Below are 26,237 nucleotides of genomic sequence, written 5' to 3' on the forward strand. Positions count from 1 at the left end.
GAGAATTCAGGAGGACTGGATGACGGACAGGTGCCCGGCCTTGGCGGCGACGAGGCATTTCGCAAGGTAGAACGGGGAGCCGTTCCGGCGGACGTATTGGGTGAGGACAAGGACGGGTTCGGAGGGGCGGAGGTCCAGCAACTTTGCGCGGCTGGGACCTGCGGTACTCAGGCTGATTTCGCATTCGCCGGGCCCAAGGGTGGCGCCGGGGAGGTCGGACAGGACTTCAAGAAGGGTGGACGCCGAGAGGGTTGGAGCTTCGGCTGCGGCAACCAATGCCTCGGCCTCGGGGATTCCTTGGGCGACATTCTCCTGGAGGTGGGCCACGGGCTCACCGTTCCTGATGAGCACGCTTTCCCAGAACCAGCAGTCTTCGTCCGGCTGCACGCCAACACCGGGAGCCACGAATTCGGACGCAGGCTGTTTGATGGCCGCTACGCGCTTGACCTGGATGTCCTGGTCCGGGCCGCCCAGGAGCTGATCGAACGGGCGGATGTGTTCGATCCCGATCCGCGGCAACGAATCAGCCACGAATCGGCCGACGCCGCGGCGTGCCCTGGTCAGTCCGTCTTCCTCCAGGAGCATCAGCGCTTCCCGGATCACGGTGCGGCTGACGTCCATCATGACGCCCAGTTCGGTCTCTGTTGGGAGCAGGGAACCGGGCGGGAGGAGCTTGGTCCTGATCGCCTCGGCGATGCGGGAGTATGCCGCAACGCGCAGGGGCTGGCCAGGCTGGGGTGCGATGGGCCGGGACAGGAACTGGACGGCATTGTCGGTCAAGGGTGCCTCACTCAAGATCGGATACGCACACTGTATCCGAAAAGTGTGACAGGTTGCACAAGCTCGTAATACATGCTTGTATAACAACTCACATCTCGTGGCGCCACCCTGCGCCCTCGGACAAAGGAGTTTGATGTGAACATCCCCAACACAGCGGTGGAACCGCAGCCCTCGGTCCCGGCCGAATCAGCAGTGGCATCAGGCGTTACGGCAGATGACAAGCGTCCAGGCGGCCGGGCAGCAGCCTTGCTGATCACCACGCTGGTCCTGGCCGTACTGTCGTTCCAGCTGAACGCCAGCATGATCACCCCTGCGCTCCCGCACATCGGCTCCTTCTTTGGCGAAACTCCCGAGGCCGTGGCGCAAGTGCAGTCGATGTTCTTCCTCGCGGGCGCCATCTCGGGCCCGGTTATCGGACGCTGGAGCGACTTCATCGGCCGCCGCAGTGCACTGCTCCTGGTCCTCGGCATCATGGGTGCAGGAACGGTGCTGTGTATCTTCGCGCCGAACCTGCCGCTGCTGGTCACCGGCCGCTTCATGCAGGGCGTTTCCAGCGCGATCTTCGCGCTCTCCTACATCGTCCTCAACGAGCACCTTCCCGCTCGACTCTTCGGCACGTCGATCGGCATCATTGCCGCCATCAACGGTGGTGTCGGCGGTGTTGATGGGTACTTCGGCGGGCTTATGGCCGAGACGCTCGGCTTCCAGTCGATCTTCGTTGCCGTCCTGGTCCTGGCCGCGATCGCAGCCATCTGTGTCATCAAGGTGGTTCCCGGCGGCAAGTCCGCCGTGGCTCCCGGCCGCATGGACTGGTGGGGTGCAGGCTCGCTGTCCGTGTTCCTGGTGTTCATCACGTATTTCGTGTCCACAGGTTCCTCGGCCGGTTGGCTTTCGCCGTCCGCGCTTGGCTTGTTGGCCGGCAGCATCGCGTCCTTCACGGCCTTCTGGCTCATTGAAAAGAAGCGCTCCACGCCTCTGGTCGCCGTTCACCACCTCCGTTCGCGCCAGGTATGGCCGGTCATCGCCACCACAGTCCTGACACTCGCCGGCATCTTCGCCATCATCAACTTCACAGTCGTTTTGCTCAGCCAGGACAAGGAGAACGGCTTCGGTCTGCCTGCCTCGGTCGCAGCCTTGTTGTTCCTCACCCCGGCAGCACTCATCGGCGTGTTCGCAGCTCCGCTTGCTGGCTGGATTGCCGACCGCCGCGGCTGGATCAAGACGGTCCGCGTCGGTACCGCCACCAGCCTGGCCTGCGCCATCGCGGCTGCCCTGTTCGCCGACAACCAAGTTGCCGTCCTCATCGCCATCGCAGCTCTGGGCATCTTCTACAACGGCTTCTTCCTGACCGCTATCAATGGACTGTCCGTCCTGCTTTCGCCCAAGGAAGCACCGGCCGCGCTGCCGGGAATCAACGGCGCCTCCTTCGGCATCGGGGCGAGCCTCGGCGTCGTGGTTGTGGCACCGTTCGCAGGCCAAGGCACCGCCGCCGGGTACTCTGCAGCCCTATGGATTTCGGTGTCCATCACCGTCCTGGCCTTCATCGTCAGCCTGTTCATTGCCGCCCCCAAGGGCGAAAAGATCTAACGCACGACGGCGGCACGCAGCTCTGCGTGCCGCCCACCCCAGCTTCACAACAGCCCGCTAAACCTGAAACGAGAGACCATGACCCAGCGCACCGCCGCCCCCTTCTACCTCGACTGCGACACGGGCATCGATGACGCCCTTGCCCTCGCCTACCTCCTGGCATCTCCGCGTGCCGAGCTCGTGGGCATCGGTACTGTCAGCGGCAACATCAGCGCAGCCGGTGGTGCCCGGAACACCCTTGACCTGCTCAGCCTGGCAGGCCACCCGGACATCCCCGTGGCCGTCGGTGCGCACGATCCGCAGGTGGGCACCTTCCATGGCGGTGCCCCGCACGTTCATGGCGATAACGGAATCGGCGGCGTGGACCTGCCCACCTCCGACCGCGAGCCCATCGAGGCAACGGCTGCCGAACTCCTGGTCCAGCTGGCACACCAGCACGCCGGCGAACTGCGCGTAGTGGCGATCGGTCCGCTGACCAACATTGCCGAGGCCCTCCGCCTTGAACCGAAGCTGCCCGAACTCGTCGCTGAAATCACCATCATGGGTGGTGCTGCCATGGCTCCGGGAAACATCACGCCCGTGGCCGAAGCCAACATTGCCAACGACCCCGAGGCCGCGGCGGAAGTGCTGGCCGCCAGCTGGAACGTCACGTTGGTGCCGCTGGATGTCACCATGACCAACGTTTTCGAGGAATCCCACCGCCAGGAACTGTTGGCGTCCGAGCACCCGGTCTCCCAGGCGCTGGGCGAGATGCTCGGCTACTACTTCGGTTTCTACATCGACATCTTCGGTCGCGCGTGTTCAGCGATGCACGACCCCCTGGCCGCAGCCATTGCCGTGAGGGGAGTGGAACTGGCCGTCGCACCCACCGTTCGCGTGGCAGTGGACACCACCAACGGTCCGAGCCGCGGCCAAACGGTCTGCGACCTCCGCGGGCTCTACGCCGGTTTCCCGGCACAGTCAGGCGCGCGTTGCCAGGTGGTGCTGGAGCTCGGTGAGGACTTCGCGCCGCACCTGCTCGGGACCATGCAGGCAGCCTGGCTTTCCGAAGAACAGGTGGCCGCTCCCGTCGCCTAAGTGGCGGGAATGGACAGTGCGACGACGACGGCGGCAGCGGCCCGCCGTCGTCGTTCGCGTTTTGCGTGGCTACGCGTACGTCCCCGGGTTTCGCCCTCGCCGAGAGGTTCGTCCGCCTTGCACTTGCGGCGATTCCGAAACGGAACCTAGAGATTCGTCCGGACCACCGCTCCCTGGGCGATCACCGTGCTGACCTTTTCCAAGGCCGAACCATCAGTCAGGGGATCTGCGTCCACTACCACGACGTCGGCCATGGAGCCACGCACCAGTCGTCCAACGCTGTCGCCGCGTCCCAGCAAACGGGCGGCGTTCGTGGTGGCGGCCTGCAGTGCTTCCAGCGGTGTGAGCCCGGCTTCGGCGAGCAACCGCACTTCCGTGCCGATCGGCGTCACGTCCGTTCCGAAGGAGTCGGTACCTGCCACAATCGTGACGCCAGCGTCCTTGGCTGCGCGAACCGCGGCCTGCAGGATCGGCGTGTACTCCTTGCCGCGGGCGGCCAGGATGGGGTTGGCGGAGTTGGCCATGCTGGTGATCGCATCCATGGTGGGCGTGAAGAAGGTGCCGCGCCTGGCCATCTCGTCGATGGTCATTTCCGTCATGAACACACCATGCTCGATGCTCCGTACCCCGGCACGGACTGCGCCATCGATGCCTTCCGCGCTGTAGGCGTGGCACAGGACACCGGCACCCTTCGCTGCCTTGACGATCGCTCCGATCTGATCCACGTTGTAGACCAGCTCGCGGGGGTCCTGCTCGGGGAGGCCCGCCCGCGGGTTGGCGCGGGTTTTGATGACCTCGGCGCCGCGCTTGATGTTGACGCGGGTGAGGTAGGCCAGGTCCTGGGGCTCCTTGATCCCACCGCTCAGTGTGGCCAATGGGGCCAGATCCGGATCAGCCAAGAGGGAGTCTCCCTGATCCGGTGAGATGAACAGGCCTGCCGGAGTCATGCGGGGCGAGACCCCCGGCGCCCACGATGGCAATGCAGCGAGGGCGATGTCCTGGTAAAAGGTGCTCGAACCGCTGCGGACGCTGGTGGCTCCGCCTTGGAGGAGGATGCGGGCGTCGGCCAGTGCATTGGCGTGAACGTGGGCGTCCACGAGTCCTGGAAGTACCCAGCGGCCCGAAACGTTGAGTACCCGGGCGCGCTTGGCGACGGCGGCCACTGCCTTCCGCGTTTCGTCCCGGCTTCCGACGGCGGTGACCTTGCCGCCGTCGAGGACCACCACACCGTCTGCCACAGCGTCGCCGGTCCTCGGGTCCACCACGGTTCCGCCCTCGATGATCAGCGCCTGGGTGGGAAGCGGATTGCCAGGGTAGTTCGGCCTGGACGGGGTGGTGTCCGCCCGTGCGGCCGGCGCGGAGGCCAGTTGCGCGGCAATGCCAGCCACGGAGATCCCGGCTAGTGCGGCAGCTCCGGCGAGGATGCCGCGCCGCGGCAGTTCACCTTGGGGTTTGGGTGCTGAGGTGTGATCGTGAAGGCACATCGTTGTACTCCTGTGGAACGAACTGCTGGGGCCGCTGGGGAGGCGCGGTCAGCATTTGGTATTCCAGAATGCCCTACTCTGCTCGTTCAGGCAAGGATTTTTGACAATTAGGGTCTGCGCGATTGCCATTTTGGTATGCCAAACCTGCTGTTGTGAAAATGGAGGCGAGTTCGCTGCGGGTGGTAAAGGGCCTAGGGCCCTACGGTGCTCGTCCACGAACGTGTCGAACTGGACGCGGGCACTTTGGTTGATGACGTCCTCGGCGAATGTCATAGGAAGGGGGCTCATCCGAAAACCACCGTGCCGTCGTCGTCGATGTGCCAGCCGGGGTTGTGCGCGATCTCCCAGACGATGCCGTTCGGATCCTGGACGTGTCCGTGGAAAATGCCGCCGAAGGCGCCGGCCTGCGCGGGCTTCAGCACGGTCGCTCCCAGCGCCGCCAGCTTTGCGATGGTGCTGGTCACCTCGTCCTCGCTGTCCACATTGTGCGAGAGCGTCACGCCGCTGACACCGTCGGTTTTGGTGCCAGCGGCCAGATCCTGGTCGAACTTCTCGGCATCGAACAACCCGAGCACCAACCCCGGCGCGACTTGGAAGAAGATGATCTCGGCGGGCACGTCCATGAGTGGGTCCCAACCGAGCCCGTCCTTGTAGAACGTGCGGGCTCGGTCGAGATCCGCCGTGGCAAACGTGATGAAATGCAGTCGCTGGTCCATACGGGACATGCTAGTTGCAGGGTACGACGCCGGAAGTTAGCTCAGGTGCTGACGGGCGCCGTTCAGGTGGGAAGCCGGAGCGGTGAAGAGGGCCGAAACGTGGTTGCCGAGCTCATTGACATGCGTGTAGCCAGGGAACTTTCGCTGCGGTGCGGCTTCCCGCATGGCGTCGTCCAAAAGCGCTTTGACGACGAACACTACCGCTGCCGATGTCTGTTCCTTCGGCTCGGTCTTGTGGCCGGACTGGGCTGCCTGGAAGCCGTCGGCAACGCCCAGAACCCAGGCTTCGGAAGCCGCCTTGATGGCTGCGTAACTGGCGCCGGAAGCGGTGGGCTTGGCAGCCGCCGTCGCCGAGACGATGGCGAGGCGTCCGCGAGGCGAGGCCTCCAAATCCGAGTAGAACGCACGCGAGGTGTTCCGGAGCGTCGTCATGATGCTGGTGTGCAGGACGTCCCAGTCAGCGTCTGTCTGGCTCGTGATGCCCTCGCCGCCGCGCCAGCCACCCACCAAGTGGATGAGTCCGTCCACGGAACCAAGGTCGTTGCGGACGTCCGCGGCGAGCTTCTCTACAGACTCAGGATTGGCAAGGTTGCAGGTGTAGGGGATGACGCCGTCGTGCGCTGCAGCGAGTGCCTCCAAACGTGCGGCATCGACGTCGACGGCGGCCACGCGGGCTCCGGTGGCGAGCAGCGAGGCGACCACCGCTTGGCCGGCGGCACTCGTGGAGCCCGCAACCACGACGTTGAGTGGCTGGGACGATGCGGGGGATGCCACGACGTTGTGGTCATTCGTGATGGGCAATGGTTGTCCTTCCAGAGGGGATGATGTCTCAGAAGGAGCCTACCTAGTGAGTCAGGTTAGCTTACGTAAATTGTTGTGAACAGTAAGAACCTCTAATGCTCAACTGGTCAGGCGCGGGCTAAGACCGTCTGTGGCTACCGTCTCGTTATGACGTCCGGCAGCCGCTAACGATCCGGGCAAGAATCCCGGCTGGCCGTGTTTGCCCGGCGGGAACGCGGCAACAATGAGGGATGGGGTTGCACTCACATCAAAGAATTCGGAGAGCTTCCGTGTCCCTCGCTGCCGCTATGCTCCTCGCGATGGTTGCCAGCGGCTGCAATTCTTACTGGGGTGCGGCGCCGCCTTGTATGCCGCCTCCCTATTCGGTGAGCCCGTCGAGCGCGAAGCCCGGCGAGAAGGTGACAGTGAAAGCGGCTGAGGCCACCTGTGATCCCCGCTATGGCTCGAACGCGGCCATCCTCATTGTTGTCACCGACTCGGCCGGGACCGAGGTCGTCCACACGACAGCCCCGATGACCGACGCCGGCGCGTTCTCCTACACCTTCGAGGTCCCGCCCCAAATGGCTGTAGGAATGGCATCTGTGCACGCAGTTCCGGATGCCGTGGACTGGTGTGATGACACGGGCAGGAACAACCGGGTGGGTCGCGGTGACGTTGACCTGGAACGGGCTTCCTGTGCCATGCGAATTGAGCCGTTGACCATCACCAACTGAGGTTCTCCACTCGGCGCACGTCGGTGTTTCCTTGAGGCACGGTCCGCGTCGGTGGGAGGATGAGTCCGTGGAACCCTTCTTCAACTTTCTTGGGAGCTACTGGTGGCTCATTTTCGTCTTTGGCGGCGTGGCCGGCGGATGGGCCAAATCGCTGTCCAGGGCAAGCGAACGCCACCATCAACGCAAGGTCGAGCTACTCAAGCTCCGTCATCAGCTCGCCGCGGTGGAACATGCCAACCAAGCCGAAGTTGTTGCACTCGTGGCGACCCACGATTCCGTCAACCAACGATGGCTCGACTACGAACTCGACATCGGCAAGTTGATAGATTTCCCCTTCATGTCAGACGTACGGGAGCCACTCACCGTCGACTTCCTGCGGGCCAAGAAAGAGGCTGACGGCCTGAGGCCCGCCGCTTCCAAGGACATCACGACGCCGGCCCGACTGGCTGAGTATCGAACCGCCGTGCACAGGTTTGAAGTCGCCTTCGAAATTGCTGAGCGGGAAGCCAAACGGATCAAAGACAGCAACTTCACCGGCCCAGAGCGGCAACGCCTCGCGACCGCCAGGAAGCTGTTGCGGATCGCGGAGGACGCCGCGGCTACTCCGGCCGAACGGCAAACCGCTTACAAGCGGGCCCGCAAGGAATTGGATGGCCTGATTGTCCTGCCGGAAGCTACGGTGGCCGCACTGGAAGAGAAGATCGCCGGGATGATCGATGCCCGGAAAGACCCTGATACAGACGCGCGGATCGCTTGAAGAGTAGGTGGCCGTTACTTCCTGACCCTCTTTGAACTCCGGTTGGCCGTTTTTGCAACCGAATTGGGTGTGTTTTGGCCTGCTTGGGCTCCAAAGTAGGTCACCAAGACACGGGGCCGATCGACGGACCCGCCACTTCCAGAAGAGTCCGCGTTCGATTCTGCTCCGGACACCCCCGGATTCAGCCCAGCTCAACGCCCATCACAGTACGGACCATCGATCCGTGGTGGTCATCCTCAATGTGCGTCATCCCAATGCGTTCGGCCACCCGACGGGAGGGGGTGTTGTCTGGATGGATGAGGGCCACCAATCGACGAACACGCACGACTTCCCTGGCAAAGTCCCTACAGGCAGCTGCAGCTTCGGTGGCGTACCCGCGTCCTTGCGCAGGCGTCCGCAGGTGGTAGCCGGCTTCCAGCTCGGAGCGCCCGTTGACGTCCTGCCAGGTCAGGCCACAGTCGCCCAAGAACTCGCCGTCGTGCGTTTCCACGATCCATAGGCCGTAGCGGAGGCGAGCGTAGTTGGCTTCGTTCCACGCAATCCATTGCGCTGCTTCCGGCCTGGACTTTGGAGCCGGGTAGAACGCCATGACGTCAGGGTCACCCAGCAGGGCGGCCATGACGTCGAGATCGGCAGGCGACATCTCCCGGAACCGCAGCCGGGCGGTCGGTTTGGGAAGCATCTCCACAGCATATCGACAGCAGAAGCGACCTGTCGTGTGCCTTCCTGACCCCCTTTGAACTCCGGTGGGCCGTTCTGCAACCAAATGTGGCTGATTTGCGGCCGCTTGGACTTCAAAGTGGGTCACGAAGGTACAGAGCCGCCGCAACAAGACCCACTGCGGGAGACGGTCACGCAACGCCGTTCCAAGGCGTTCCATGCCGCACTTTGTACCGTTGATCGTTGGACGATAAGGTGTCTTCAGACCGTTTTGCAGAGGGCGGCTTTATTCGCTCCTTTGCTGTCTGCTGGGGATGCTTTTCAGTCAGTAGGAACGTGCCACATGGTCAACCCCCGCCCCGAGCAGGAAGCTCTCCAGAACGGATACTTTCTGGATCTTGTCCTGGGTAGCGAAGATGTCGAGGTCTTCCTCAGCGATCTCGCAAGATTCTCGGCCGAAAGCCTCTCGCATCCCCACGCTCCGGTGTTTTGCGGCATCACAGTCCTGCGCCGGAAGAAGGCTGCAACGGCGGCCAGCAGCGATGACCGGGCCCGCGTCATGGATGAACTGCAAAATACCTTTGAGGGTCCTTGTCTGACCGCCATGGACAAATTGACGTCCGTCCTGGTACCGGATCTGCTGCGCGAACACCGCTGGCCGGACTACGTCGAAGCAGCATCCCATCAGGGGCTCCGGTCCATCCTAAGCGTCCCGTTGATGGTCGAGGGGGATACGCGCGCGGCCCTGAATCTCTACGCAGAGCAGACCAAGGCGTTCAGCGACAGCGACGTGGAACGTGCCGAGGTTTTCGCATCGCACGCCTCCAAGTCGCTGCGCCTCGCCCTGAAGATCGCCCAACTCAGTGATGCCCGGAATGACCTCGCCGCAGCCATGCAGTCCCGGACCGTCATCGACCTGGCCGTTGGCGCGATCATGGCGCAAAACCACTGTAGCCAGGAAGAAGCGTTCTCCATCCTCAGGACCGCCTCCAGCAACCGCAACGTCAAGCTTCGGCATTTGGCGCGGTCGATTATCTCGGCCGTGTCGGCGGGGAAGGTCACTACTCACTTCGAGGCGTGACGGAAACCTATCGCCGCAGGGCACCCTCCCACACGAGTTTGACGGCGTTGCGGACCCGGACGCCCACCACCAGGCACCCACCTGTGTAGGGCAATCACCGGCCAATGGCGTCCGCCCTGCGGTCCCGCTTCGTGACCCGAGGCAACCATGGAGCAAACTTGGGTGGGTGACGAACAATAGACCCCGTCCCGGCCTCGCGATCGCCGCGCTGAGCCTCGGGACGGCGCTGAACCCGCTGAATTCGTCCATGATCGCCGTCGCGCTGGTGGTGCTGCGCGAGCATTTCGCGCTCGACGTCGCCACCGTCACCTGGGTGATCACATCGTTCTACCTGGCGTCCGCCGCAGGCCAACCGCTCATGGGCCGTCTTGCCGATCGCTTCGGTCCGCGCCGATTGTTCATGTTCGGTATGGCGTTGGTCGCGGTCACCTGCGCGATCGCCCCGTTCCTGCCCAACTTCGCGCTGGTTTGCGTGGCTCGCGCGCTCATGGCTGTGGGAACTGCGACGGCCTACCCCTCCGCCGTCGTGATGGTCACCGAGCTGAGCAAGTTGGCTAAGCTGCCGTCGACGCGTCCGCTGGGCCGGATCCAGATGGCGAACACCTCGGCGGCTGCCGTTGGGCCGGTGGTGGGCGGTCTCCTCGTGAGTTTGGTTGGGTGGCAAGCACTGTTCGCGATCAACGTGCCCATCGCGCTGCTCGCCATGTTTTTGGTGTACAAAGTGGCGCCTGCGGATACGGGCCGTGAGACGGGTTCGCTGGGGAAGCTGATCCGCGATTCGGACATACCCGGTATCCTCGCGTTCGTCACCTCGCTGATGCTCGCCATGATGGCCCTGCTCAACGTCTTTCCCGGCTACCGCTGGTGGCTGCTCGGTGTCGCAATCGCGGTCGGCGCCCTCTTCGCGTGGCGCGAACTGCGTTTCAGCCCGCCGTTCCTGGACCTTCGCCTGCTCGGTAGGAACCGGCCGTTGCTGCTGGTTTACCTGCTGTTCGTCGTCTTCAGCGGTGTCTACTACTTTGCGTTCTTCGGCCTTCCGCAACTGCTTCAGGAAGCAGGCCATTACGACGCCGGCGTGGTGGGCCTGCTCATGCTGCCCCTTGCGGCGTTGTCGGTTGTGGTGACGCCGCTGACCGTGCGGTTCATTGAGCGGTTCGGCGTGCGTTCGGTGCTGATAACCGGTGTGCTGATTCTGGTTGTTTCGGCTGGTGCGCTCGGCTTCCTCACCATGACTTTGTGGGCACCGTTCGTATTCGTGATCACGGCGCTCATGGGTGTGCCGTATGGGATTGTCAGTACCGCGTCCAACCAAGGTCTGTATGTGTCAGCCCGGCCTGGCGAGAGGGGAGTGGCGTCCGGGATCTTCCAGACGTGCCGCTACCTCGGGGCGATCACGGCCACCGTGCTGATCGGAGTGCTCTACGGTTCGGGAGTGAACCAGGCGAACTGGGGGCTGATGGTCCTGGTGATGCTTGGGCTGAGCGCAGTGGTGCTGGTGCTCGCGGTGATGTGGCGGAGGCCTGCTGCGGTCTAGAGCTGGTCTCTTTTGATCGTCGGGGTAGGGTCAGTGTGTGAAGCCCACATCACCTGAAGACTTGGCCCAAGCCATTGGACTGGTTATCGGCGCTGGAGACGGCACGCACTACGAGGCAACGTCGACATGGATGTGTGGTGCCCAAACTGAACAGCACAAAATTTCGGTTCATCCCCGAGCCTTTTCTTGGCAAGGTGAAAACGTCCAAACCGGTGAACGCAGTAGCTTTGATCCGGCCACCATGCGCATGCGCCTCGGTGGTGAAGATTCAACCTTGAGTCTGGATCGCATACCGTTCTCATTTCCTGGATTCGTGAAACTGGCCTTCCCACTATCGATGGCTATCTGGGGTAGATCAGGGGATGATTTCAGGCCGATTGCTCTGGAAGCTGCTGGGGCGGAGTGCGTGATCCTCCTTAGACACCAAACAGATATCCGGTTGTTCGGGTCCCTGTCGTTCGACCGAATGACCGGCCGAACGACACGGTTGGTACTGCCCACCGAGGTTTGGCACCTTGCGTAGCGGGTTGCCTATCCGAAGATTGCGGGTTGCGCTGGGGAAGATGTAGTGACTAAACTCACTTGAGTCAGGGTAAGAATGGAGACCTCCTGTTGGAGGTTCCAATCTGCCCTTTTTTTGTTTGGCTTGCGACCTCTGACGAATTGGTTTCCCGACAGAGAGGTCGGACGGATGTCCAACGTAGTTCTTCGCGGTGTGCACGACGTGGTGCAATATATCGATGCCCGCCCCAAAATTTCGGGTCGTGCCAGTGTCATTTGGTGGTTGGCTCTGGGTGGCTTGTTCCTGGATGCCTTTTCCAATTCCGCGCTCAGTGCCGGGCTAGGCCCTATGACCCGGGATTTGCAATTGAGTGCAACGCAAATTGCCATCTTGACGTCGCTGGCGTCATGGGTGGCTATTGTTTTCAATCCAATTGGTGGTTGGATGGCGGACCGATGGGGGCGAATTCCTCCTCTTGTCTTCGCCAAGTTTTTGGCCCTGATCGGTGCCGCTTTTGCTGCTTTCGCCCCCGCCTTTGAGCTCGTTTTGGTCGGCCGATTCTTCGTAGGCGCCGCCTATGGCATCGACTTCGCAATCGCGATGGCTGTGCTGGCGGAGTTCACCCCTGCTCGCCTCAAGAGCCGACTCAATACGTGGCAAGGTATTTGGTACACGGCAGTGAGCAGCAACCTGGTCCTGGCCATCATCTTCTACAACATGGGTGCGGGGAATGCCATCTGGCGTTACGCCGTCGGCTCTGCCGGTGTGGTAGCTCTGGCTTTGTTCGTTGCCCAGTTGGTCTTCATGGTTGAAAGCCCCACATGGGCAGCTCGAAAGGGTTTGCTGGACCGCGCGGCAGTATCGATGACCAGGATTTATGGCCAGTCCTTCATTGCTGCTGACATTGAAGACCGTACTCCCATCCTGAATATGGCCAACAGAGGTTTCGCCAACGCGGCACTCATTTTTCGGGGAATTTATCTGCAACGCACAATTTTAGCGGCAACTGTTCAGATGGGGCAGTCCATCCAGTACTTCGCTGTGGGATGGTATCTCCCGATTATCAGCCTCACTCTGTTCGGCTCCGACTTTGTTGTTGCCACTGTTGGCGCTCTTGTCTTCAATCTGTTCGGTATCCTGGGGGGCTTTATGTCGCCCAAAATCGGTAAGATACTCGGACTAAGAAAAGCCTCAGCCATTGGTTTCGGGGCCGTGTTTATCATGCTGCTTATTCTGGGCGTGTTCTATCAGACGATGCCTGTATTCTTGGCATTCCTGGTTCCATCCCTCTTTATTCTGTTCCATTCCGGAGGACCCGGAGCCAACGGCAAGAGCATTTCCACCCTGTCCTTCCGTAGCGAATTGCGAGCCGGCGCAAACGGCGTGATCGGCGCCTTGGGCAGCACAGGTGCAGCATTGGGGCTGCTCGTCTTCCCCATCCTGAAAGAACAGTTGGGACTTGGACCAACGTTCCTCATTCTGGCGTTGGTTCCGCTGGCGGCCTGCATCATTTGCTCTGTCATCAAATGGGATCCCACGCGTGCCACGGTGAGCCCGGACGAGGAAGCGGACGCTCCGCAATTCAAGGGCGCACCAGCCCAAGCGGCTGTTGCGATCCGCTAAGTCTGAAAGGGGACAAACGCAGATGAGCATCACAGCCATTCTGGCAATCGACGAAGGAACCACCGGAACACGGGCAGGCTGGGTCACCGGAGACGGGACCGTACATGACGTGGAATACCGCCACCTCATAGTGACGAGCCCACGGAGCGGAGTTGTGGAGCAGGACGCCAACGAGATTCTGGACAGGACCGTGGAGGTTTGCCGGGCGGCCATTGCCCGGGCTGCTGAAGCCAATGCCACCATTGAAGCGGTCTCCATGGCCACCCAGCGTTCCACAGCCGTTCTCTGGGACACCGAGACGGGCCGGGCGCTGGTGCCGGCCATGGTGTGGCAAGACAGCCGTTATGCGGATGAGCTCGCCACTATGGGGGAATCCTGGGACCAAAAGCTGGTCGCATCGGTCGGCCGTCCTGCTGGAGTGCGTTCCCCCTATCTGTGGGCGGCACATCATTTGCGGGAAACCAGCGACGTGTCAGCCGCTTACCGCGAGGGCAGGTTGGGCTTCGGAACCATCGAGACGTGGCTGCTGTGGAGCCTGACCGCTGAACGGAGCTACGTGGCGACGGCCACCAATGCTACGTCCGCCGGGGCATACATTCTGGCCGATCACGCCTATGAACTGGGGTGGATCGAAGCGTTGGGCTTCCCGACGGACCTGCTGCCGGATCTGCGCCAAGACGCGGAAATGTTGGGCCACACGGATGCGGGAAAACTCGGGATCTCCGTGCCAGTCCTGGCCGCCGTCGGTGACCAGCACGCTGGCACGGTTGGGTTGGGTTCGCTTTCTTCGGGCCAGGCGATGTGCGTCCACGGAACAGGAAGCTTTGTAGACCTGGTCACGGGGGGCAGCCTTCCCGCGAAGACTGGACTGTATCCGGGGACTCTGACGCTGACGGGTTGGCGGCGTCACCACACCAGCGTCTACGCCGTGGAAACCTTCACTGCCACCACTGGGTCTGCCCTTGATTGGCTGTGTAACACGTTGGGCTGGTTCGAATCCGCCGGAGCCATCAGCAAGATGGCGGCCACAGTGGACGGTTCCAACGGTGTCATCTTTGTCCCCGCCCTGACAGGAATCCGGACACCCATGGTGGAGCCCAATGCCCGGGCTTCATTGTCCGGCCTGTCCATGGCGAGCACCATGCCTGAAGTGGCTTATGCGGTGTTGGAAGGCATTGCCCACTCCGTAGCGTCCAGCGTGGAAGCCAACGCCGAAGTGGCAGGCATCGCCGTGACCGAAATAGCCGTGGGGGGTGGAATGTCCGTCAGCGATCCGCTGATTCAAATGCAGGCTGATCTGACGGGTATCCCGATGCGTCGTTTGGAGTCGTCGCAAACTGCAAGTCTGCGCGGAGCGGCCTTTTTGGCTGGAGCTGACGGACTGCTGTGGAACTCCCTGCCCGAAGCGGTCCAGTCCTTGGGACCTTCAGACCTCTTTGAACCTCGGTTCGGGGAATCTGAACGCCTGGATCGTCGAGCCCACTGGAAGGCGCGAATTGCCAACGAGTTGGCACTGGCCAAGCACGCCTGACGCGTGGACGCGCCAGCCCCGGCCCGACACAGACCAATACTTCTTCCCACGAATTCCCTCGAACACCTAAGTGAGAAACACTCATGATTTCCTTGCCCTCACGCAAACATAAGGCCGGCCGCGCCCGGATGGTTTCGGACACGCCTCTCAGGCTGGACCGGGCCGAGAACATTGATCGCCTTGATAACGGACAATTCGACGTCCTTGTTGTCGGCGGAGGCGTCACTGGTGCCTACACTGCCATGGACGCGGCATTACGCGGCTACCGGGTAGCCCTGCTGGAGAAGGACGACTTTGCGTCCGGCACCTCGTCAAAGTCTTCCAAGATGATCCACGGCGGCCTGCGCTACATTGAACAGGGCAATCTGCCCCTGGTGCGCCATTCCTTGCTGGAACGCCAACGGTTGCGCCGCAACGGCGGCCACTTGGTTCAGCGTCTCCCTTTCCTCTTTCCAGTCCTGTCCCAGGACGGCGTCTTCGATCGGAGGCTTGCCGCCGGTTTCGAGAGCCTGCTGTGGACCTATGATCTGGCCGGCGGTTGGCGTGAGGGGGTATTGCACCAGAAACTGACCAAGAATGAGGTCCTGTCCCATTGCCCCACCTTCAAGGCAGAAAACCTTGATGGCGGCTTCATGTACTACGACGCCCGAGCCGACGACGCCAGGCTCACCTTGGCCTTGGCGCGAACAGCGGCTTTTCATGGTGCCACCGTGCTGAATGGGGCCAAGGTTACAGACGTCACCCGCGCGGGCGGCAAGGTGAACGGTGTCGTCGTCCAAACTGACGGCAGGGAGCTGCAGGTGAGTGCCGGCGTCGTCATTATTGCCACTGGTGTGTGGCTGCGTGACTGGACTGGCGCGGGCAAGGATGTCGACGCGCCCCAGATCCGCCCGGCGAAGGGTGTGCACATCGCCGTCCCGTGGTCCAAGATCCGGAACGACTGCACCGTGACCATCCCGGTCCCGGGGCGCAACCGGCGGGCGACTATCACCCGCTGGGGAAACACGTCCTATCTGGGCACCACCGACGAGGATTACAGCGGCGATCTGGATGACGTGAACTGCACGCGCGAAGAGATGAACTTTCTCCTGGAGGGGGCTCAAACGGCGTTGAATATGGAGATCGGGCCCCAGGATGTTCTGGGCAGCATCGGCGGCTGTCGTCCGCTGGTAGCGCCTCCCGGAGGCAAGACCATCGAGGTAAAACGCAACCATGAGATCCGTACCGACGCCGACGGGCTGGTAACGGTGGTGGGAGGCAAGCTCACCACGGCGCGCCACATGGCAGAACAAACGGTCGACGCCGCGCAGAAGGTTCTCGGGCGAAGGCGCCGCTGTGGCACTAAGGACGCGTACTTGCTGGGCGCTGCCGGCTACGACGGTGAAGCAACAGTGGCTACAGGCGGACTCGCCTCGCATCTGGGGGAGCGGTATGGCACTGAGGCGAGGTTTGTGACCGACATTCTGGCCGAGAATCCTGCGCTTGGCAGGCCGATCATTGACGGGCTGCCCTATCTGGAAGCCGAAGTGGTCTATGCGGCCCGGCATGAGCTGGCCCGAAGCGTAGACGACATCCTTTCCCGCCGCACCCGAGCCCGCATCATGGCCCGGGATTCCTCCGCATCGGCCGCAGACCGTGTGGGCGAATTGCTGATGAAGGAGCTGGACCTGCCGGCAAGTGAAATCGACGCCCAAGTCGCCGAGTACAAGAAACAGACCGAACACGAACGCGCCATCCTGATGGGAGAGAAATAGATCATGATCAGCAAGGAAGCGCTAAAGCGCGGCTACAACCGGGGCAATTACACGGTGGGCGCACCGACCCAACCACACTATGCCACCGCCGTGGGACCGGTTGCGGGAGCGCCTGTATTCACAGCCAACCCGGTGAAGGTGCCCCAGGACATTGTCGAGAAACTGGCTGCTGTGGCGGACCGGATCGTAACAGGAAGCCGTGAGGTCGTTGAAGGCACTCGTGACTGGTGGGCGGGCACCATGATCGCCGAAACCAGTGGCAGGCCCGCAACTCCGGAAGCCGTCATCGTGCACGTGTCCAGCACCGGGCAGGTCCAGGAAGTCATGCGGATTGCCTACGCTTCGGAGATTCCGGTGACCGTCTCGGCTGGGCGCAGTAACGTCACCGGTGCTGCGCTGCCCGTAGCCGGCGGCATTGTGCTTGACGTCTGTGGCTTGAATAAGTTCACGGGCTTCGATGAGGAAAGCCAGATCGTGGAGGTTGAGGCAGGTGTTTTCGGGGACCTCTTTGAGGAGACCATCCAGTCCGTATACGGCATGACGCTGGGACACTGGCCGTCCTCGTACGCGATCAGCACCGTGGGCGGTTGGGTCGCATGCCGTGGCGCCGGGCAACTTTCCACCCGCTACGGCAAGATCGAGGACATGGTCTACGGACTGGACGTGGTCCTTGCCAACGGAGACCTGGTCAGCGTCGGCAACAGCACCCGTGCCGCCGTCGGGCCTGATGTGCTCCAGTTGTTTATCGGCTCTGAAGGCACGCTGGGTGTCATCACCAAGATCCGCTTTAAAGTCCATCGCCTGCCTGACTACGGCCGCGCCATCGCCTACGGGTTCTCCACCTTTGCCGACGGGCTGGAGGCCTGCCGCCAGATCATGCAGCAAGGGGCAACTCCCGCCGCATTGCGGCTTTACGACGAGCTGGAAAGCGGCGTCCAGTTCGGCCTGCCCGAGACAAACGTCCTGCTGATCGCGGACGAAGGCGCAGTGGAAGCCGTGGACGCCGGTTTTGCCATCAGTGAGCGCGTCTGCGGCACCAACGGAACCAAGCTCAATGGGGACGTCATTTTTGAGCGGTGGCTGGAAACCCGTTACCTGACCGGCAAGAGTGCTGAAGGGTTCAAACCCAGCCCTGGCTTTGTGGCTGACACCCTGGAGATGATCGGCCCATGGAAGTCCTTGCCGGCCATCTATACCGAGCTGGTGGAAGCGCTCAACAATATTCCGGGAACCCTTGCCGGTTCCGCACATCAGTCCCACGCCTATGTTGACGGCGCCTGCCTGTACTTCTCCCTACGCGGTGAGGTGGACGTGGATCAGCGCGCCCAGTGGTACAGAGCGGCGTGGGACGCCGCCAACGAGGTCATCATCCGGCACAGGGCAACTTTGAGCCACCATCACGGAGTTGGGCTGCTTCGCGGACCCTACATGGAAGCTTCCCTGGAGGCCGGGATGGAAATTCTCCGTGCAGTTAAGGTGGCACTGGACCCGAAAAATATCTTGAACCCGGGCAAACTTGGACTCTAACCACTCAGTCCATTAGTGAGGACCCTTAAATGATCGAATTTCCCCAGGAACTTGAGGTTCGACTCACGCGGAACCCGGTCATCGCGTCCGTGTTCGGCGTCGATTCCGTCCCGGGGTTCCTCACTTCGGGATGCCAGGTGTGCATCCTTGCTCACGTGGCCTTGCACGAACTCGAAGGTCTGCTTCACGTCCTGACCGACGCCGGTAAGTTCACATTCGTGAACATCGACGCCTGCTCGGGCTTGGGACAGGACCGTGGCGCCTTGGAGTACCTGAAGAAGATCGGAACCGAAGGTGTTGTGAGTACCAAGACTGCCCTGATTCAGAGGGCAAACACCATGGACATGGTGACGATGCAAAAAGTCTTCGTGACGGATCGGTCCAACCTGCCGCGCAGCACGGCCGCGGTGGAGCAGAGCAGACCACACCTGGTTCAAGTCATGCCTTGGCCCGTGATCGCGCATCTGTCTCCGCCGGAACGCCGAAGCCTGGCCCCGTTCATTGCAGCCGGTTTCATTCGGACCGGCGAGGATGTAGCCAGGGCGCTGAGGGAGGGGGCCAAGGGGGTGTCCACCAGTGCTGTGGATCTCTGGGACCTGGCGGGCCACGTTCCGGCAACGAATCGATCATCAAATAGATCTGTGGGAAGAACAGAAAACCTATGACCCAGACATACTTCCAAGTCATCGCACACTACTACGTGAAGCCGGAGGAGACAGAAACCGTTGCAGAACTCCTCGGACAGCTGGCCGAAGCCAGCCGACAGGAGAAGGCGAACTTGTCCTACGAGTTCTTCCGGAGCGTGCACGACTCCGCGCATTTCGTGATCCTGGAACGTTATACGGATGCGGGCGGGTTCGCTAAGCACCGCGAGTACGAGCATTTCAAGTCCATCGGCGTCCAACGGATCATTCCCCGGTTGGTTCGCCGCGAGATCGAAACCTATGAAGGACGTGCCGATGCGTAGCGCCGTGCTTCGCAACGCGGGTCAAACGCGCCCCTACTCTGTCAGTGTTCCGCTCACGCTCGAAGAAATCCCGCTGCCTGCTCCGCGCACAGGGGAAGTGCAGGTGAAGATCGAGCGGTCCAGCCTTTGCCATTCTGACCTGTCGGTGGTGGATGGCTCGCGGATCCGGCCCCTTCCAATGGCCTTGGGTCACGAAGCCGCGGGCATCGTCACGGAGATCGGGGCCGAGGTTACCGACGTACAAGTAGGGGACCACGTTGTGCTCGTCTTCGTACCCAGTTGCGGGATGTGCCGCGCTTGCGTTGCCGGCCGCCCTGCACTATGTCACAAGGGCGCAGATGCCAACACCAACGGAGACCTGCTCCATGGAGACGCCCTGTTGAGGGGCGCTTCCGGGGAGCGAATCAACCACCACCTCGGTGTCTCGGCCTTTTCCGAGTACGTGGTGGTGGCCCGTGAGTCGTTGGTGGTGATAGATAAGGACGTTCCTTTTGACGTTGCGGCCATGTTTGGTTGTGCCGCGCTGACCGGGATTGGCGCCGTGCTAAACACCGCCCAGGTCACGGAGGGCCAGTCCGTCATCGTCTTCGGCCTCGGAGCTGTGGGGCTCATGGCAGTCATGGCCGCCGCGCAAATACCCGGAACAACCGTCCTTGCAATCGACCCCCTGGCAGAAAAGAAGGAACTCGGCCTCCGCTGCGGAGCCGACTACGTTACGACGCCAGATAACGCTGCGGCACTGGTTGCGACCCATACCGACGGCGGTGCGGATGTCGCCGTCGAGGCGGTTGGAAACGCACGGGTCATGGAGGCGAGCCTGGGCCTCCTGGCGCGCGGCGGAGCTCTGGTGTCCGTCGGCCTGCCCCACCCTGATCAAACGATCACGACCCAGGCCCTCCAATTCGCGGGGACGGGCAAACGCCTGCTCGGGTCCTATATGGGTGACTCGGTTCCGTCCCGTGACATTCCCTTGTACTTGCAGATGTGGCGCCACGGGAAGCTGCCCGTAGAACTGCTCCATACCGACACACGCCCGCTGACGGAAATAAATGAGGCCTTGGACTCCTTGGCGGATGGAAAAATCGTGCGGCGACTCTTCTCGGCACCCCAAAACCAGACCATTTCAGCTGACGAAGGGGCTACCTTTGACTGAAGGGTGTAGACGTGAGGATCACCAGCTGCTGCGTGGCCCGGGTCATCGCGACGTAACGGTCCACCGCCCCGTCGATCCCCGGACCGAATGACTCCGGGTCCATGAGGACCACGAGGTCGAACTCCAAACCCTTCGCCAATTCCGGCGTCAGCCGACGTACGCGCGGCGAGGCCGGAAGCGAGACGCCATCTCGGCTGATGACACACGCAACCCCGTCGGCGTGCGATCTGAGCCAGGTGTCCAGGATCGATTCGAGCTCCGCGGCGGACCCATGAACCACCGGCAGGCCACTGCTGCGGATGGACGTGGGCACGTTCGCGTCGGGAAGCGCGGCCCTGATAACCGGCTCGGCTTCCACCATGATTTCCTCGGGCGTTCGGTAATTGATGCTGAGGGACGCAAGGTTCACATTGACCAGGTCGACGCGTTCCAGCCGTTCATTCCAGGACTCCGCAAATCCGTGCCTGGCCTGGGCGCGGTCCCCAACCACGGTGAAGCTCCGGGACGGGCAACGGAGCAATAGCATTTGCCATTCCGCGTCGGTCAACTCCTGTGCCTCGTCCACCACGATGTGCGCGAACGGGCCAGCGAGTACGTCCGGATCAGCAATCGGTGCCGACGAATCATCCACCAATTTGTCCTGCATGTCCTGCCCGCGCAGCATGGACATCACCAGCAGTTCGGAGTCATCGGCCGCCACCAGGTCTTCAACCACTCGGTCCATTAGCTCTTTCTCAGCGGCAGCAGTCGCCTCCCGCCGACGTTTTCGCCGTGACGTTTCGGGGTCGCCGAGTCGCTGGCGGGCCGCGTCCAAGAGTGGGAGGTCGGACACCGTCCAGGCCATGGGATCAGGTCTCTGCAGCGCGCTTATCTCAGAGTCAGTGAGCCAGGGTGCACATAAACGCAGATACGCCGGAACCCTCCAGAAGTCGCTGACGACGTCGGTGTATTCGAGCAGTGGCCATGCCCTGGTGAAGGCCGACACCAGATCCGCGTTGTGCGAGAAGGCCCTGCGCAGCACGTCTTCCGGGACGTCGTCGGCGTCGAACTTGTCCACCAAAATGGTGAGTAGTTCCTCCCAAACTTCGTCGCGCGCCTCGTTGTGCGGAGTAGCGGGGGCAGGCGCGTCGAATGCCTCGGCCCATTCGTCCGCAGTGAGCCAGACGTCGGCCCATGGCGTCTGGACTTCCATGCCGTCACGGGGCGGTTTCTCGTAAATCCGGACGGCCTGCTCGATCGCCTTCACCAGGCGGGCAGAGGACTTCAAACGTGCGACGGCGGGATTCGGCTCGAGCGCGGCCGTCGCCCCTTCGGGCACCAAGTCCCGCAGCGTGCACGTCTGAACCCCCTCTTCGCCGAGGCTGGGAAGGACGTCCGCGACGTAGTTCAGGTAGGGCTGATGGGGGCCCATGAACAGTACGCCGCCGCGACGATGACCCAGCCGGGGATCGGAGTAGAGCAGATACGCCGAGCGGTGCAAGGCGACCACAGTCTTACCTGTACCCGGACCGCCGTCGACCACTAATGCGCCCCGCGACGACGCGCGGATGATGGCGTCCTGGTCAGCCTGGATCGTCCCCAGAACGTCCTGCATTCGGGCGGATCGGCTGCTCCCCAGGCTGGCGATGAACGCGGACAGGTCCTCGAGCGCGGCGGTCCCTTCGAACTCGTCCGGGGTAAAAACTTCGTCCCAATAGTCGGTAATCCGGCCCCGGGTCCAGCGATAACGACGGCGGCTTGCCAGGCCCATCGGATTGGCGTGGGTCGCACCGAAAAACGGTTCAGCGGCAGGGGAGCGCCAATCGATGAGCAACCGGCGGCCCTCGCCGTCCGTGAGGCCAAGCCGTCCAATGTACATGGGTTCGGACTGCCCGAGCGGGACCATCCGGCCAAGGCAAAGGTCCAGTCCGAAGCGCCGCAAAGCCCGTAAACGGCCGGCGAGCCGTCGGGTTTCGACGTCCTTCTCCACCGCTTCCTGGCCAAGGCGTCCGGGGGCTTTGCGTACGGCATCGAGTTGCTCCGAGAGCTCGGCAATGGACTGCTCAAGGCTCTCCGCGACAGCAGCGAAGCGTTCCTCGTCGGCTGCGATCAGAGATGGATTGGCCTTGGGTGTGAGGTGGTCTGGGAGGTTGAACGCGCTGGTGGCGAGAGGCATGGGGCGGCTCCTTGATCCGGATTCGGCTCTCAATTTTGCAGGAACCCCCGGGCCTTGCGGCAAGCCCCCCGGTGCCGTATAGATTGAAAGTGAGGAGACACAACGTGTCTCCTTTTTTCGTGCCTTTTTGCCACTGGCGCCGTGTTAGCCGGGGTTAGCCAAGGGCCGTGTTAGCCGGGGGCCGTGTTAGCCGGGGGCCGTGGCTTCGCGACCCTCTTTGGACCACGAGTAGCCCAAAAGCAACCCCAATCAGCTGCAAAGTGACCGCGGCCAAGCAAAAGGAGGTCAGGAAGCCGCGGCCTCCCCTTGACTTAAGAATTGAGTACACTCGGAATTGAGTCAACTCAGTTATTTCGTCAGGAGAACCCCCAATGAGAGCCTTCGTCCTCAATAAGTACAAAGAACCCCTGCAAGAAGTTGACGTTCCCGAGCCGGTGGTCGGGGAGCAAGACGTGCTGGTGCAGGTGAAGGCGGCCGGCCTGAACCAGTTGGACGAGAAGATCCGGCAGGGGGAATTCAAGCAGGTTCTCCCCTACAGGCTGCCGCTGATCCTTGGCAATGACCTCGCCGGAGTCGTGGTCAGTGTTGGTGCGAAAGTACGGTCCTTCAAGCCAGGGGATGAGGTGTTCGCCCGCCCGGATAAGGATCGCATCGGCACGTTTGCCGAGCGGATCGCTGTGGCCGAGGCGGATCTTGCCATCAAGCCGGCGTCGATCAGTATGGACGAGGCGGGATCCCTGCCATTGGTGGCCTTGACCGCCTGGCAGGCGCTGGTGGAACGCGGCAAGGTTAGCCCGGGCCAGAAGGTCCTGATTCATGCGGGGGCCGGGGGAGTGGGCTCAATCGCGATCCAGCTGGCCAAGTATCTTGGGGCAATCGTTGCCACAACCGTCAGCGCCGGGAACGCGGACTTTGTCCGCGACCTCGGGGCGGACGTGGTGATTGATTATCGGACGGAGGACTTCGCGGAGCTCCTCCATGGCTACGATCTCGTTTTGGATAGCCTCGGCGGCGAGAATCTGGAGCGATCACTGAGGGTTCTCAAGCCCGGCGGTAAGGCCATCGGCATTTCAGGCCCGCCAGATCCCGGCTTTGCCCAAGAGCTCGGAGCAAACGCCGTGATGAAAGGCGCTGTGGCACTAATTGGTGCTGGCATCCGGCGCAAAGCGCGTCGTCTCGGCGTCACCTACGAGTTCCTCTTCATGCGCGCCAACGGCAGCCAGCTCCGGGAGATTGCCGCGCTCATCGACGCTGGGGAAATCCGCCCTGTGGTGGGCCGGGTAGTCCCGTTCGACCAGACGCCGGACGTCCTTGCGGAGCTGGACAAGGGCAGCGTCCGCGGCAAAACAGTAGTCAGCCACTAATTGGATCCACTAGTCAGGAACAAACATCATGAGCAATGTCATCACCGCATACAAGCACGCACCTGTCAGCACCGTCACCGCTGGCGGGGTCACCTACAGTTACCGTGAGCTGGGCCCGAAGGGTGGAATCCCTGTCGTCTTTCTGGTCCACCTCGCCGCGACAATGGACAACTGGGACCCGTCCATCATCGACCCCATCGCTGAGAAGCACCACGTGATCACCTTCAGCAACCGCGGTGTGGGTGCCACAACCGGTAACGTTCCGGGGACGATCGAGGAGATGGCTGAGGACGCCGCGTCCTTCATCAGGGCGCTCGGGTACCAGAAAGTAGACCTCTTTGGATTCTCGCTTGGAGGCATGATTGCCCAGGCTTTGGTGCTCAAATACCCGGAGCTGGTGCGGAAGCTCGTCCTTGCCGGCACGGGTCCTGCAGGTGGGAAGGACATCGACAAGGTGGCCCGCGTCACCTACTACGACATTCTCCGAGCCACCCTGAGCCGGCAAGACCCCAAGGAATTTCTGTTCTTCAACCGCAATGCGGCCGGCAAGCCCGCCGCAAGGGCGTTTGTCCAGCGGCTCAATGAGCGCATCGCCAACCGGGACGCACCCATCAAAACCAAGGCTTTCCAGACGCAGTTGAAGGCCATAAAGAAGTGGGGTCGCGCGGAACCGGCCACCCTGGGCGCGATCACCCAGCCGACGCTCATCGCCAACGGCGACAACGACCGCATGGTTCCGTCCCGGCTCTCCGAGGATATGCACCGTAGGATTCCGGGGAGCGAACTGATCATCTACCCGGATTCAGGTCATGGCGGCATCTTCCAGTACCACCAGGAGTTCGTCCCCGTCGCCCTCGAATTCCTGGGCCGATGATCCAATAACCGCTGATACGGTATTTGAATGCAGGCTGTGCCCCAGACGATTGGCCGACGTGAGCGGAATAAGCAGGAGAAGCTTGACCGCATCACCGCTGCGGCCCGCGAGCTCTTCACCCAGTACGGGGTAGACGAGGTAACCACCCAGCAGGTGGCTGAAAAGGCCGACGTCGGATCGGGAACCTTGTTCTTGTACGCCAAGACGAAGGCGGAGCTGCTTCTCCTGGTCCACAACGTCAAATACGCCGAAGCGCTCAACTCAGGCGTCGCCGCGGCAGAGCAGGAAGAAGCCGTCCTTGACGGGATCATGGCGATCATCCGCCCCATCATCAAATGCAACCGCGTCCAGATCGAGAATGGCCGGACCTATCTGAAAGAGATCGTCTTCGGTGATCCCAGCGAACCCCACCATGCGGAGGCGCTTGCGCTGACCATGCGCACCGAAGCCGCCATCGCAGAGGTGTTGGCCCGGGACGAGAAGTTGCTGGCCCGGAACCCAGCGAAGATTGCCCGCGTCATCTCGGCGATCATGTTCATCAGCATGACGTCCTCCGCCAATAGCGGTCTCACCGACGAGCAGGTCGGAGATGAGATCCGCGATCAGATCGCCGTGGTTTTGGCCGCAGGGAGCTAGCGACTACAGGCGCAGTCCTTAGTGGGAGTGCCCGTGCTCGTGGTGGTCGTGGGCGTCTTCGGTGGTGATTCCCGCAACCGCGGCAAGATGGCTCCAACCTGCGTCGCTCAGTGCGTGGTAGGCGATGTGGAGTTCCTTGGCGGGCTCGGCAACTGAGGCCGTGTCACGCCTTTCAAGGACAGCGATCAGCTGGTCGGCCGCATAGGTGAACCGGCTGGCAGTGGCCTGAAGATCGAGCGGCCAAGTGATAGCTGCGACGGCGATGTGTGCGTTGCGGATCAACGCAGCCCAGTTCCGGTCGATCTTTGGGTCCGGGCCGGTGAGGGTGGTTGCGATCCCGTGGAATCCGACGTTGTCGATATAAGTCAGTGACGCCAGCAACCCGGCCGGTGTCACCGGTTGTGCGCCTGTATTTGATGGGTCCATCGCAGCCTCCAACAGGTTCTCCCTCCAAGGATGCCTTCGATGCTTCGCCGGCTCAAGGCATCGGCGCGGCCTGTTTGGGAAATGCAAGCTTCTTGGTTGGCCGGCTGGAACCAGTCGATGCAGATGCCCGGCACGACTACCGCAGCCACGGGTCCGGCTCGTCGTGAATCGCCTAGCCAACCAGTATCCAAGTCACCGGCCTGCATATCGCAACGCGGCCTACCGGACGGCAGGCAAATGTGAAATGTTCAGACCATGACCGACGATGATTTGACCGAACTTCGGGCGCAGGCAGACCAAGGGAGCCAGGACGCCATTGACCAGCTTGTGGAGCTGGCCGCCGAACGGGGCGACCTTGAGGAACTGCGTCGTTTTGCCGCGCAGGGGAGTACCGACGCCGTAGACCTCCTCATCGAGCTTGCCTCAGAACGCGGCGATGTGGAGGAACTTCGACGCCTCGCGGACGGCGGAAGCCGGACTGCAGCCGAGGTTCTCGCGGAACTCGAAGAAGAATACGGCCCCGAATGAGAGCCCT

The 26,237-nt window shown here is 62.2% G+C and carries 25 protein-coding genes; 18 read left to right on the forward strand and 7 right to left on the reverse strand.

Features of this window, described 5'->3' with window-relative positions:
- Nucleotides 1-6: 6 nt before the first annotated feature.
- Nucleotides 7-780 (reverse strand): GntR family transcriptional regulator, encoded by a 774-nt coding sequence (locus ACIQC5_RS05135; RefSeq protein ID WP_400280132.1) that lies wholly within the window; start codon nt 778-780, stop codon nt 7-9.
- 135 nt (nt 781-915) lie between these two features.
- Between ACIQC5_RS05135 and ACIQC5_RS05140 the strand changes: the two genes are divergently transcribed.
- Both ACIQC5_RS05140 and ACIQC5_RS05145 read left to right on the forward strand, forming a co-directional pair.
- Entirely contained in the window at nt 916-2,367 is a 1,452-nt protein-coding gene (locus ACIQC5_RS05140; RefSeq protein WP_400278992.1) for an MFS transporter, read from the forward strand.
- Between the two features lie 78 nt (nt 2,368-2,445).
- On the forward strand, nt 2,446-3,444 hold the full coding sequence (locus tag ACIQC5_RS05145) for a nucleoside hydrolase (RefSeq protein WP_400278993.1): 999 nt from the start codon (nt 2,446-2,448) through the stop codon (nt 3,442-3,444).
- Nucleotides 3,445-3,590: 146 nt separating this feature from the next.
- Here the strand turns inward: ACIQC5_RS05145 and ACIQC5_RS05150 are convergent, their stop codons facing one another.
- From ACIQC5_RS05150 to ACIQC5_RS05160, 3 genes are all read right to left on the reverse strand, one after another.
- A complete protein-coding gene (locus ACIQC5_RS05150; RefSeq protein ID WP_400278995.1) occupies nt 3,591-4,928 on the reverse strand; it encodes an amidohydrolase family protein in 1,338 nt (445 codons plus the stop codon).
- A 284-nt stretch (nt 4,929-5,212) separates the two neighbouring features.
- The gene (locus ACIQC5_RS05155) at nt 5,213-5,644 is read right to left on the reverse strand and encodes a VOC family protein (RefSeq protein ID WP_400278997.1); all 432 of its coding nucleotides are present in this window, start codon (nt 5,642-5,644) and stop codon (nt 5,213-5,215) included.
- Between the two features lie 36 nt (nt 5,645-5,680).
- Complete coding sequence (locus tag ACIQC5_RS05160) at nt 5,681-6,445, reverse strand: SDR family oxidoreductase (protein WP_400279000.1); 765 nt, start codon at nt 6,443-6,445, stop codon at nt 5,681-5,683.
- A gap of 404 nt (nt 6,446-6,849) precedes the next feature.
- Here ACIQC5_RS05160 and ACIQC5_RS05165 point away from each other — a divergent pair, with 404 nt between their 5' ends.
- Both ACIQC5_RS05165 and ACIQC5_RS05170 read left to right on the forward strand, forming a co-directional pair.
- Nucleotides 6,850-7,158: a hypothetical protein gene (locus ACIQC5_RS05165; protein WP_400279003.1), complete on the forward strand. Its 309-nt coding sequence runs from the start codon at nt 6,850-6,852 to the stop codon at nt 7,156-7,158.
- A 67-nt stretch (nt 7,159-7,225) separates the two neighbouring features.
- Entirely contained in the window at nt 7,226-7,915 is a 690-nt protein-coding gene (locus ACIQC5_RS05170) for a hypothetical protein (RefSeq protein WP_400279006.1), read from the forward strand.
- Between the two features lie 181 nt (nt 7,916-8,096).
- On the opposite strand, the gene ACIQC5_RS05175 is transcribed toward ACIQC5_RS05170, so the two are convergent.
- Nucleotides 8,097-8,597: a GNAT family N-acetyltransferase gene (locus ACIQC5_RS05175; protein WP_400279009.1), complete on the reverse strand. Its 501-nt coding sequence runs from the start codon at nt 8,595-8,597 to the stop codon at nt 8,097-8,099.
- A gap of 321 nt (nt 8,598-8,918) precedes the next feature.
- Here ACIQC5_RS05175 and ACIQC5_RS05180 point away from each other — a divergent pair, with 321 nt between their 5' ends.
- The 10 genes from ACIQC5_RS05180 to ACIQC5_RS05225 all read left to right on the forward strand — a co-directional run bounded on the left by ACIQC5_RS05180 (nt 8,919) and on the right by ACIQC5_RS05225 (nt 20,247).
- Nucleotides 8,919-9,656: an ANTAR domain-containing protein gene (locus ACIQC5_RS05180; RefSeq protein WP_400279011.1), complete on the forward strand. Its 738-nt coding sequence runs from the start codon at nt 8,919-8,921 to the stop codon at nt 9,654-9,656.
- A 166-nt stretch (nt 9,657-9,822) separates the two neighbouring features.
- Entirely contained in the window at nt 9,823-11,190 is a 1,368-nt protein-coding gene (locus ACIQC5_RS05185; RefSeq protein ID WP_400279014.1) for an MFS transporter, read from the forward strand.
- Between the two features lie 37 nt (nt 11,191-11,227).
- On the forward strand, nt 11,228-11,713 hold the full coding sequence (locus ACIQC5_RS05190; protein WP_400279017.1) for a hypothetical protein: 486 nt from the start codon (nt 11,228-11,230) through the stop codon (nt 11,711-11,713).
- Between the two features lie 168 nt (nt 11,714-11,881).
- Nucleotides 11,882-13,315 (forward strand): MFS transporter, encoded by a 1,434-nt coding sequence (locus ACIQC5_RS05195; protein WP_400279020.1) that lies wholly within the window; start codon nt 11,882-11,884, stop codon nt 13,313-13,315.
- Nucleotides 13,316-13,337: 22 nt separating this feature from the next.
- On the forward strand, nt 13,338-14,846 hold the full coding sequence (locus ACIQC5_RS05200) for an FGGY family carbohydrate kinase (protein WP_400279023.1): 1,509 nt from the start codon (nt 13,338-13,340) through the stop codon (nt 14,844-14,846).
- 83 nt (nt 14,847-14,929) lie between these two features.
- A complete protein-coding gene (locus tag ACIQC5_RS05205; protein WP_400279026.1) occupies nt 14,930-16,600 on the forward strand; it encodes a glycerol-3-phosphate dehydrogenase/oxidase in 1,671 nt (556 codons plus the stop codon).
- 3 nt (nt 16,601-16,603) lie between these two features.
- Entirely contained in the window at nt 16,604-18,127 is a 1,524-nt protein-coding gene (locus tag ACIQC5_RS05210; RefSeq protein WP_400279029.1) for an FAD-binding oxidoreductase, read from the forward strand.
- A 29-nt stretch (nt 18,128-18,156) separates the two neighbouring features.
- The gene (locus ACIQC5_RS05215) at nt 18,157-18,792 is read left to right on the forward strand and encodes a glycerol-3-phosphate responsive antiterminator (RefSeq protein ID WP_400279031.1); all 636 of its coding nucleotides are present in this window, start codon (nt 18,157-18,159) and stop codon (nt 18,790-18,792) included.
- A complete protein-coding gene (locus tag ACIQC5_RS05220; RefSeq protein ID WP_400279034.1) occupies nt 18,789-19,094 on the forward strand; it encodes a putative quinol monooxygenase in 306 nt (101 codons plus the stop codon). The genes ACIQC5_RS05215 and ACIQC5_RS05220 overlap by 4 nt, the downstream gene beginning before the upstream one ends.
- Entirely contained in the window at nt 19,087-20,247 is a 1,161-nt protein-coding gene (locus ACIQC5_RS05225) for an alcohol dehydrogenase catalytic domain-containing protein (protein ID WP_400279037.1), read from the forward strand. Before ACIQC5_RS05220 ends, ACIQC5_RS05225 begins: the two co-directional genes overlap by 8 nt.
- On the opposite strand, the gene helR is transcribed toward ACIQC5_RS05225, so the two are convergent.
- Nucleotides 20,234-22,402, reverse strand: coding sequence for an RNA polymerase recycling motor ATPase HelR (helR, locus tag ACIQC5_RS05230; protein WP_400279039.1), 2,169 nt, complete (start codon nt 22,400-22,402; stop codon nt 20,234-20,236). The two genes, ACIQC5_RS05225 and helR, sit on opposite strands and share 14 nt — an antisense overlap.
- A 371-nt stretch (nt 22,403-22,773) precedes the next feature.
- Here helR and ACIQC5_RS05235 point away from each other — a divergent pair, with 371 nt between their 5' ends.
- The 3 genes from ACIQC5_RS05235 to ACIQC5_RS05245 are packed head-to-tail and all read left to right on the forward strand — an operon-like array spanning nt 22,774 to nt 25,276.
- On the forward strand, nt 22,774-23,766 hold the full coding sequence (locus ACIQC5_RS05235; protein WP_400279042.1) for an NADP-dependent oxidoreductase: 993 nt from the start codon (nt 22,774-22,776) through the stop codon (nt 23,764-23,766).
- 28 nt (nt 23,767-23,794) lie between these two features.
- Complete coding sequence (locus tag ACIQC5_RS05240; protein ID WP_400279044.1) at nt 23,795-24,640, forward strand: alpha/beta fold hydrolase; 846 nt, start codon at nt 23,795-23,797, stop codon at nt 24,638-24,640.
- Nucleotides 24,641-24,667: 27 nt separating this feature from the next.
- The gene (locus ACIQC5_RS05245; protein ID WP_400279047.1) at nt 24,668-25,276 is read left to right on the forward strand and encodes a TetR/AcrR family transcriptional regulator; all 609 of its coding nucleotides are present in this window, start codon (nt 24,668-24,670) and stop codon (nt 25,274-25,276) included.
- Between the two features lie 18 nt (nt 25,277-25,294).
- Here the strand turns inward: ACIQC5_RS05245 and ACIQC5_RS05250 are convergent, their stop codons facing one another.
- Nucleotides 25,295-25,702, reverse strand: coding sequence for a hypothetical protein (locus tag ACIQC5_RS05250; protein WP_400279049.1), 408 nt, complete (start codon nt 25,700-25,702; stop codon nt 25,295-25,297).
- 255 nt (nt 25,703-25,957) lie between these two features.
- Between ACIQC5_RS05250 and ACIQC5_RS05255 the strand changes: the two genes are divergently transcribed.
- A complete protein-coding gene (locus tag ACIQC5_RS05255; protein WP_400279051.1) occupies nt 25,958-26,230 on the forward strand; it encodes a hypothetical protein in 273 nt (90 codons plus the stop codon).
- Nucleotides 26,231-26,237 lie beyond the last annotated feature (7 nt).

The sequence above is a fragment of the Paenarthrobacter sp. NPDC092416 genome (genome assembly GCF_044755025.1).
Lineage (GTDB): Bacteria > Actinomycetota > Actinomycetes > Actinomycetales > Micrococcaceae > Arthrobacter.

What these genes read in the sequence shown, in the direction of transcription:
- ACIQC5_RS05145 (WP_400278993.1), top strand. Translation starts at nt 2,446, where the DNA reads ATGACCCAGCGCACCGCCGCCCCCTTCTACCTCGACTGCGACACGGGC.
- ACIQC5_RS05150 (WP_400278995.1), bottom strand. Translation starts at nt 4,928, where the DNA reads ATGTGCCTTCACGATCACACCTCAGCACCCAAACCCCAAGGTGAACTG.
- ACIQC5_RS05155 (WP_400278997.1), bottom strand. Translation starts at nt 5,644, where the DNA reads ATGGACCAGCGACTGCATTTCATCACGTTTGCCACGGCGGATCTCGAC.
- ACIQC5_RS05175 (WP_400279009.1), bottom strand. Translation starts at nt 8,597, where the DNA reads ATGCTTCCCAAACCGACCGCCCGGCTGCGGTTCCGGGAGATGTCGCCT.
- ACIQC5_RS05180 (WP_400279011.1), top strand. Translation starts at nt 8,919, where the DNA reads ATGGTCAACCCCCGCCCCGAGCAGGAAGCTCTCCAGAACGGATACTTT.
- ACIQC5_RS05195 (WP_400279020.1), top strand. Translation starts at nt 11,882, where the DNA reads ATGTCCAACGTAGTTCTTCGCGGTGTGCACGACGTGGTGCAATATATC.
- ACIQC5_RS05200 (WP_400279023.1), top strand. Translation starts at nt 13,338, where the DNA reads ATGAGCATCACAGCCATTCTGGCAATCGACGAAGGAACCACCGGAACA.
- ACIQC5_RS05205 (WP_400279026.1), top strand. Translation starts at nt 14,930, where the DNA reads ATGATTTCCTTGCCCTCACGCAAACATAAGGCCGGCCGCGCCCGGATG.
- ACIQC5_RS05210 (WP_400279029.1), top strand. Translation starts at nt 16,604, where the DNA reads ATGATCAGCAAGGAAGCGCTAAAGCGCGGCTACAACCGGGGCAATTAC.
- ACIQC5_RS05215 (WP_400279031.1), top strand. Translation starts at nt 18,157, where the DNA reads ATGATCGAATTTCCCCAGGAACTTGAGGTTCGACTCACGCGGAACCCG.
- ACIQC5_RS05220 (WP_400279034.1), top strand. Translation starts at nt 18,789, where the DNA reads ATGACCCAGACATACTTCCAAGTCATCGCACACTACTACGTGAAGCCG.
- ACIQC5_RS05225 (WP_400279037.1), top strand. Translation starts at nt 19,087, where the DNA reads ATGCGTAGCGCCGTGCTTCGCAACGCGGGTCAAACGCGCCCCTACTCT.
- helR (WP_400279039.1), bottom strand. Translation starts at nt 22,402, where the DNA reads ATGCCTCTCGCCACCAGCGCGTTCAACCTCCCAGACCACCTCACACCC.
- ACIQC5_RS05235 (WP_400279042.1), top strand. Translation starts at nt 22,774, where the DNA reads ATGAGAGCCTTCGTCCTCAATAAGTACAAAGAACCCCTGCAAGAAGTT.
- ACIQC5_RS05240 (WP_400279044.1), top strand. Translation starts at nt 23,795, where the DNA reads ATGAGCAATGTCATCACCGCATACAAGCACGCACCTGTCAGCACCGTC.
- ACIQC5_RS05245 (WP_400279047.1), top strand. Translation starts at nt 24,668, where the DNA reads ATGCAGGCTGTGCCCCAGACGATTGGCCGACGTGAGCGGAATAAGCAG.
- ACIQC5_RS05250 (WP_400279049.1), bottom strand. Translation starts at nt 25,702, where the DNA reads ATGGACCCATCAAATACAGGCGCACAACCGGTGACACCGGCCGGGTTG.
- ACIQC5_RS05255 (WP_400279051.1), top strand. Translation starts at nt 25,958, where the DNA reads ATGACCGACGATGATTTGACCGAACTTCGGGCGCAGGCAGACCAAGGG.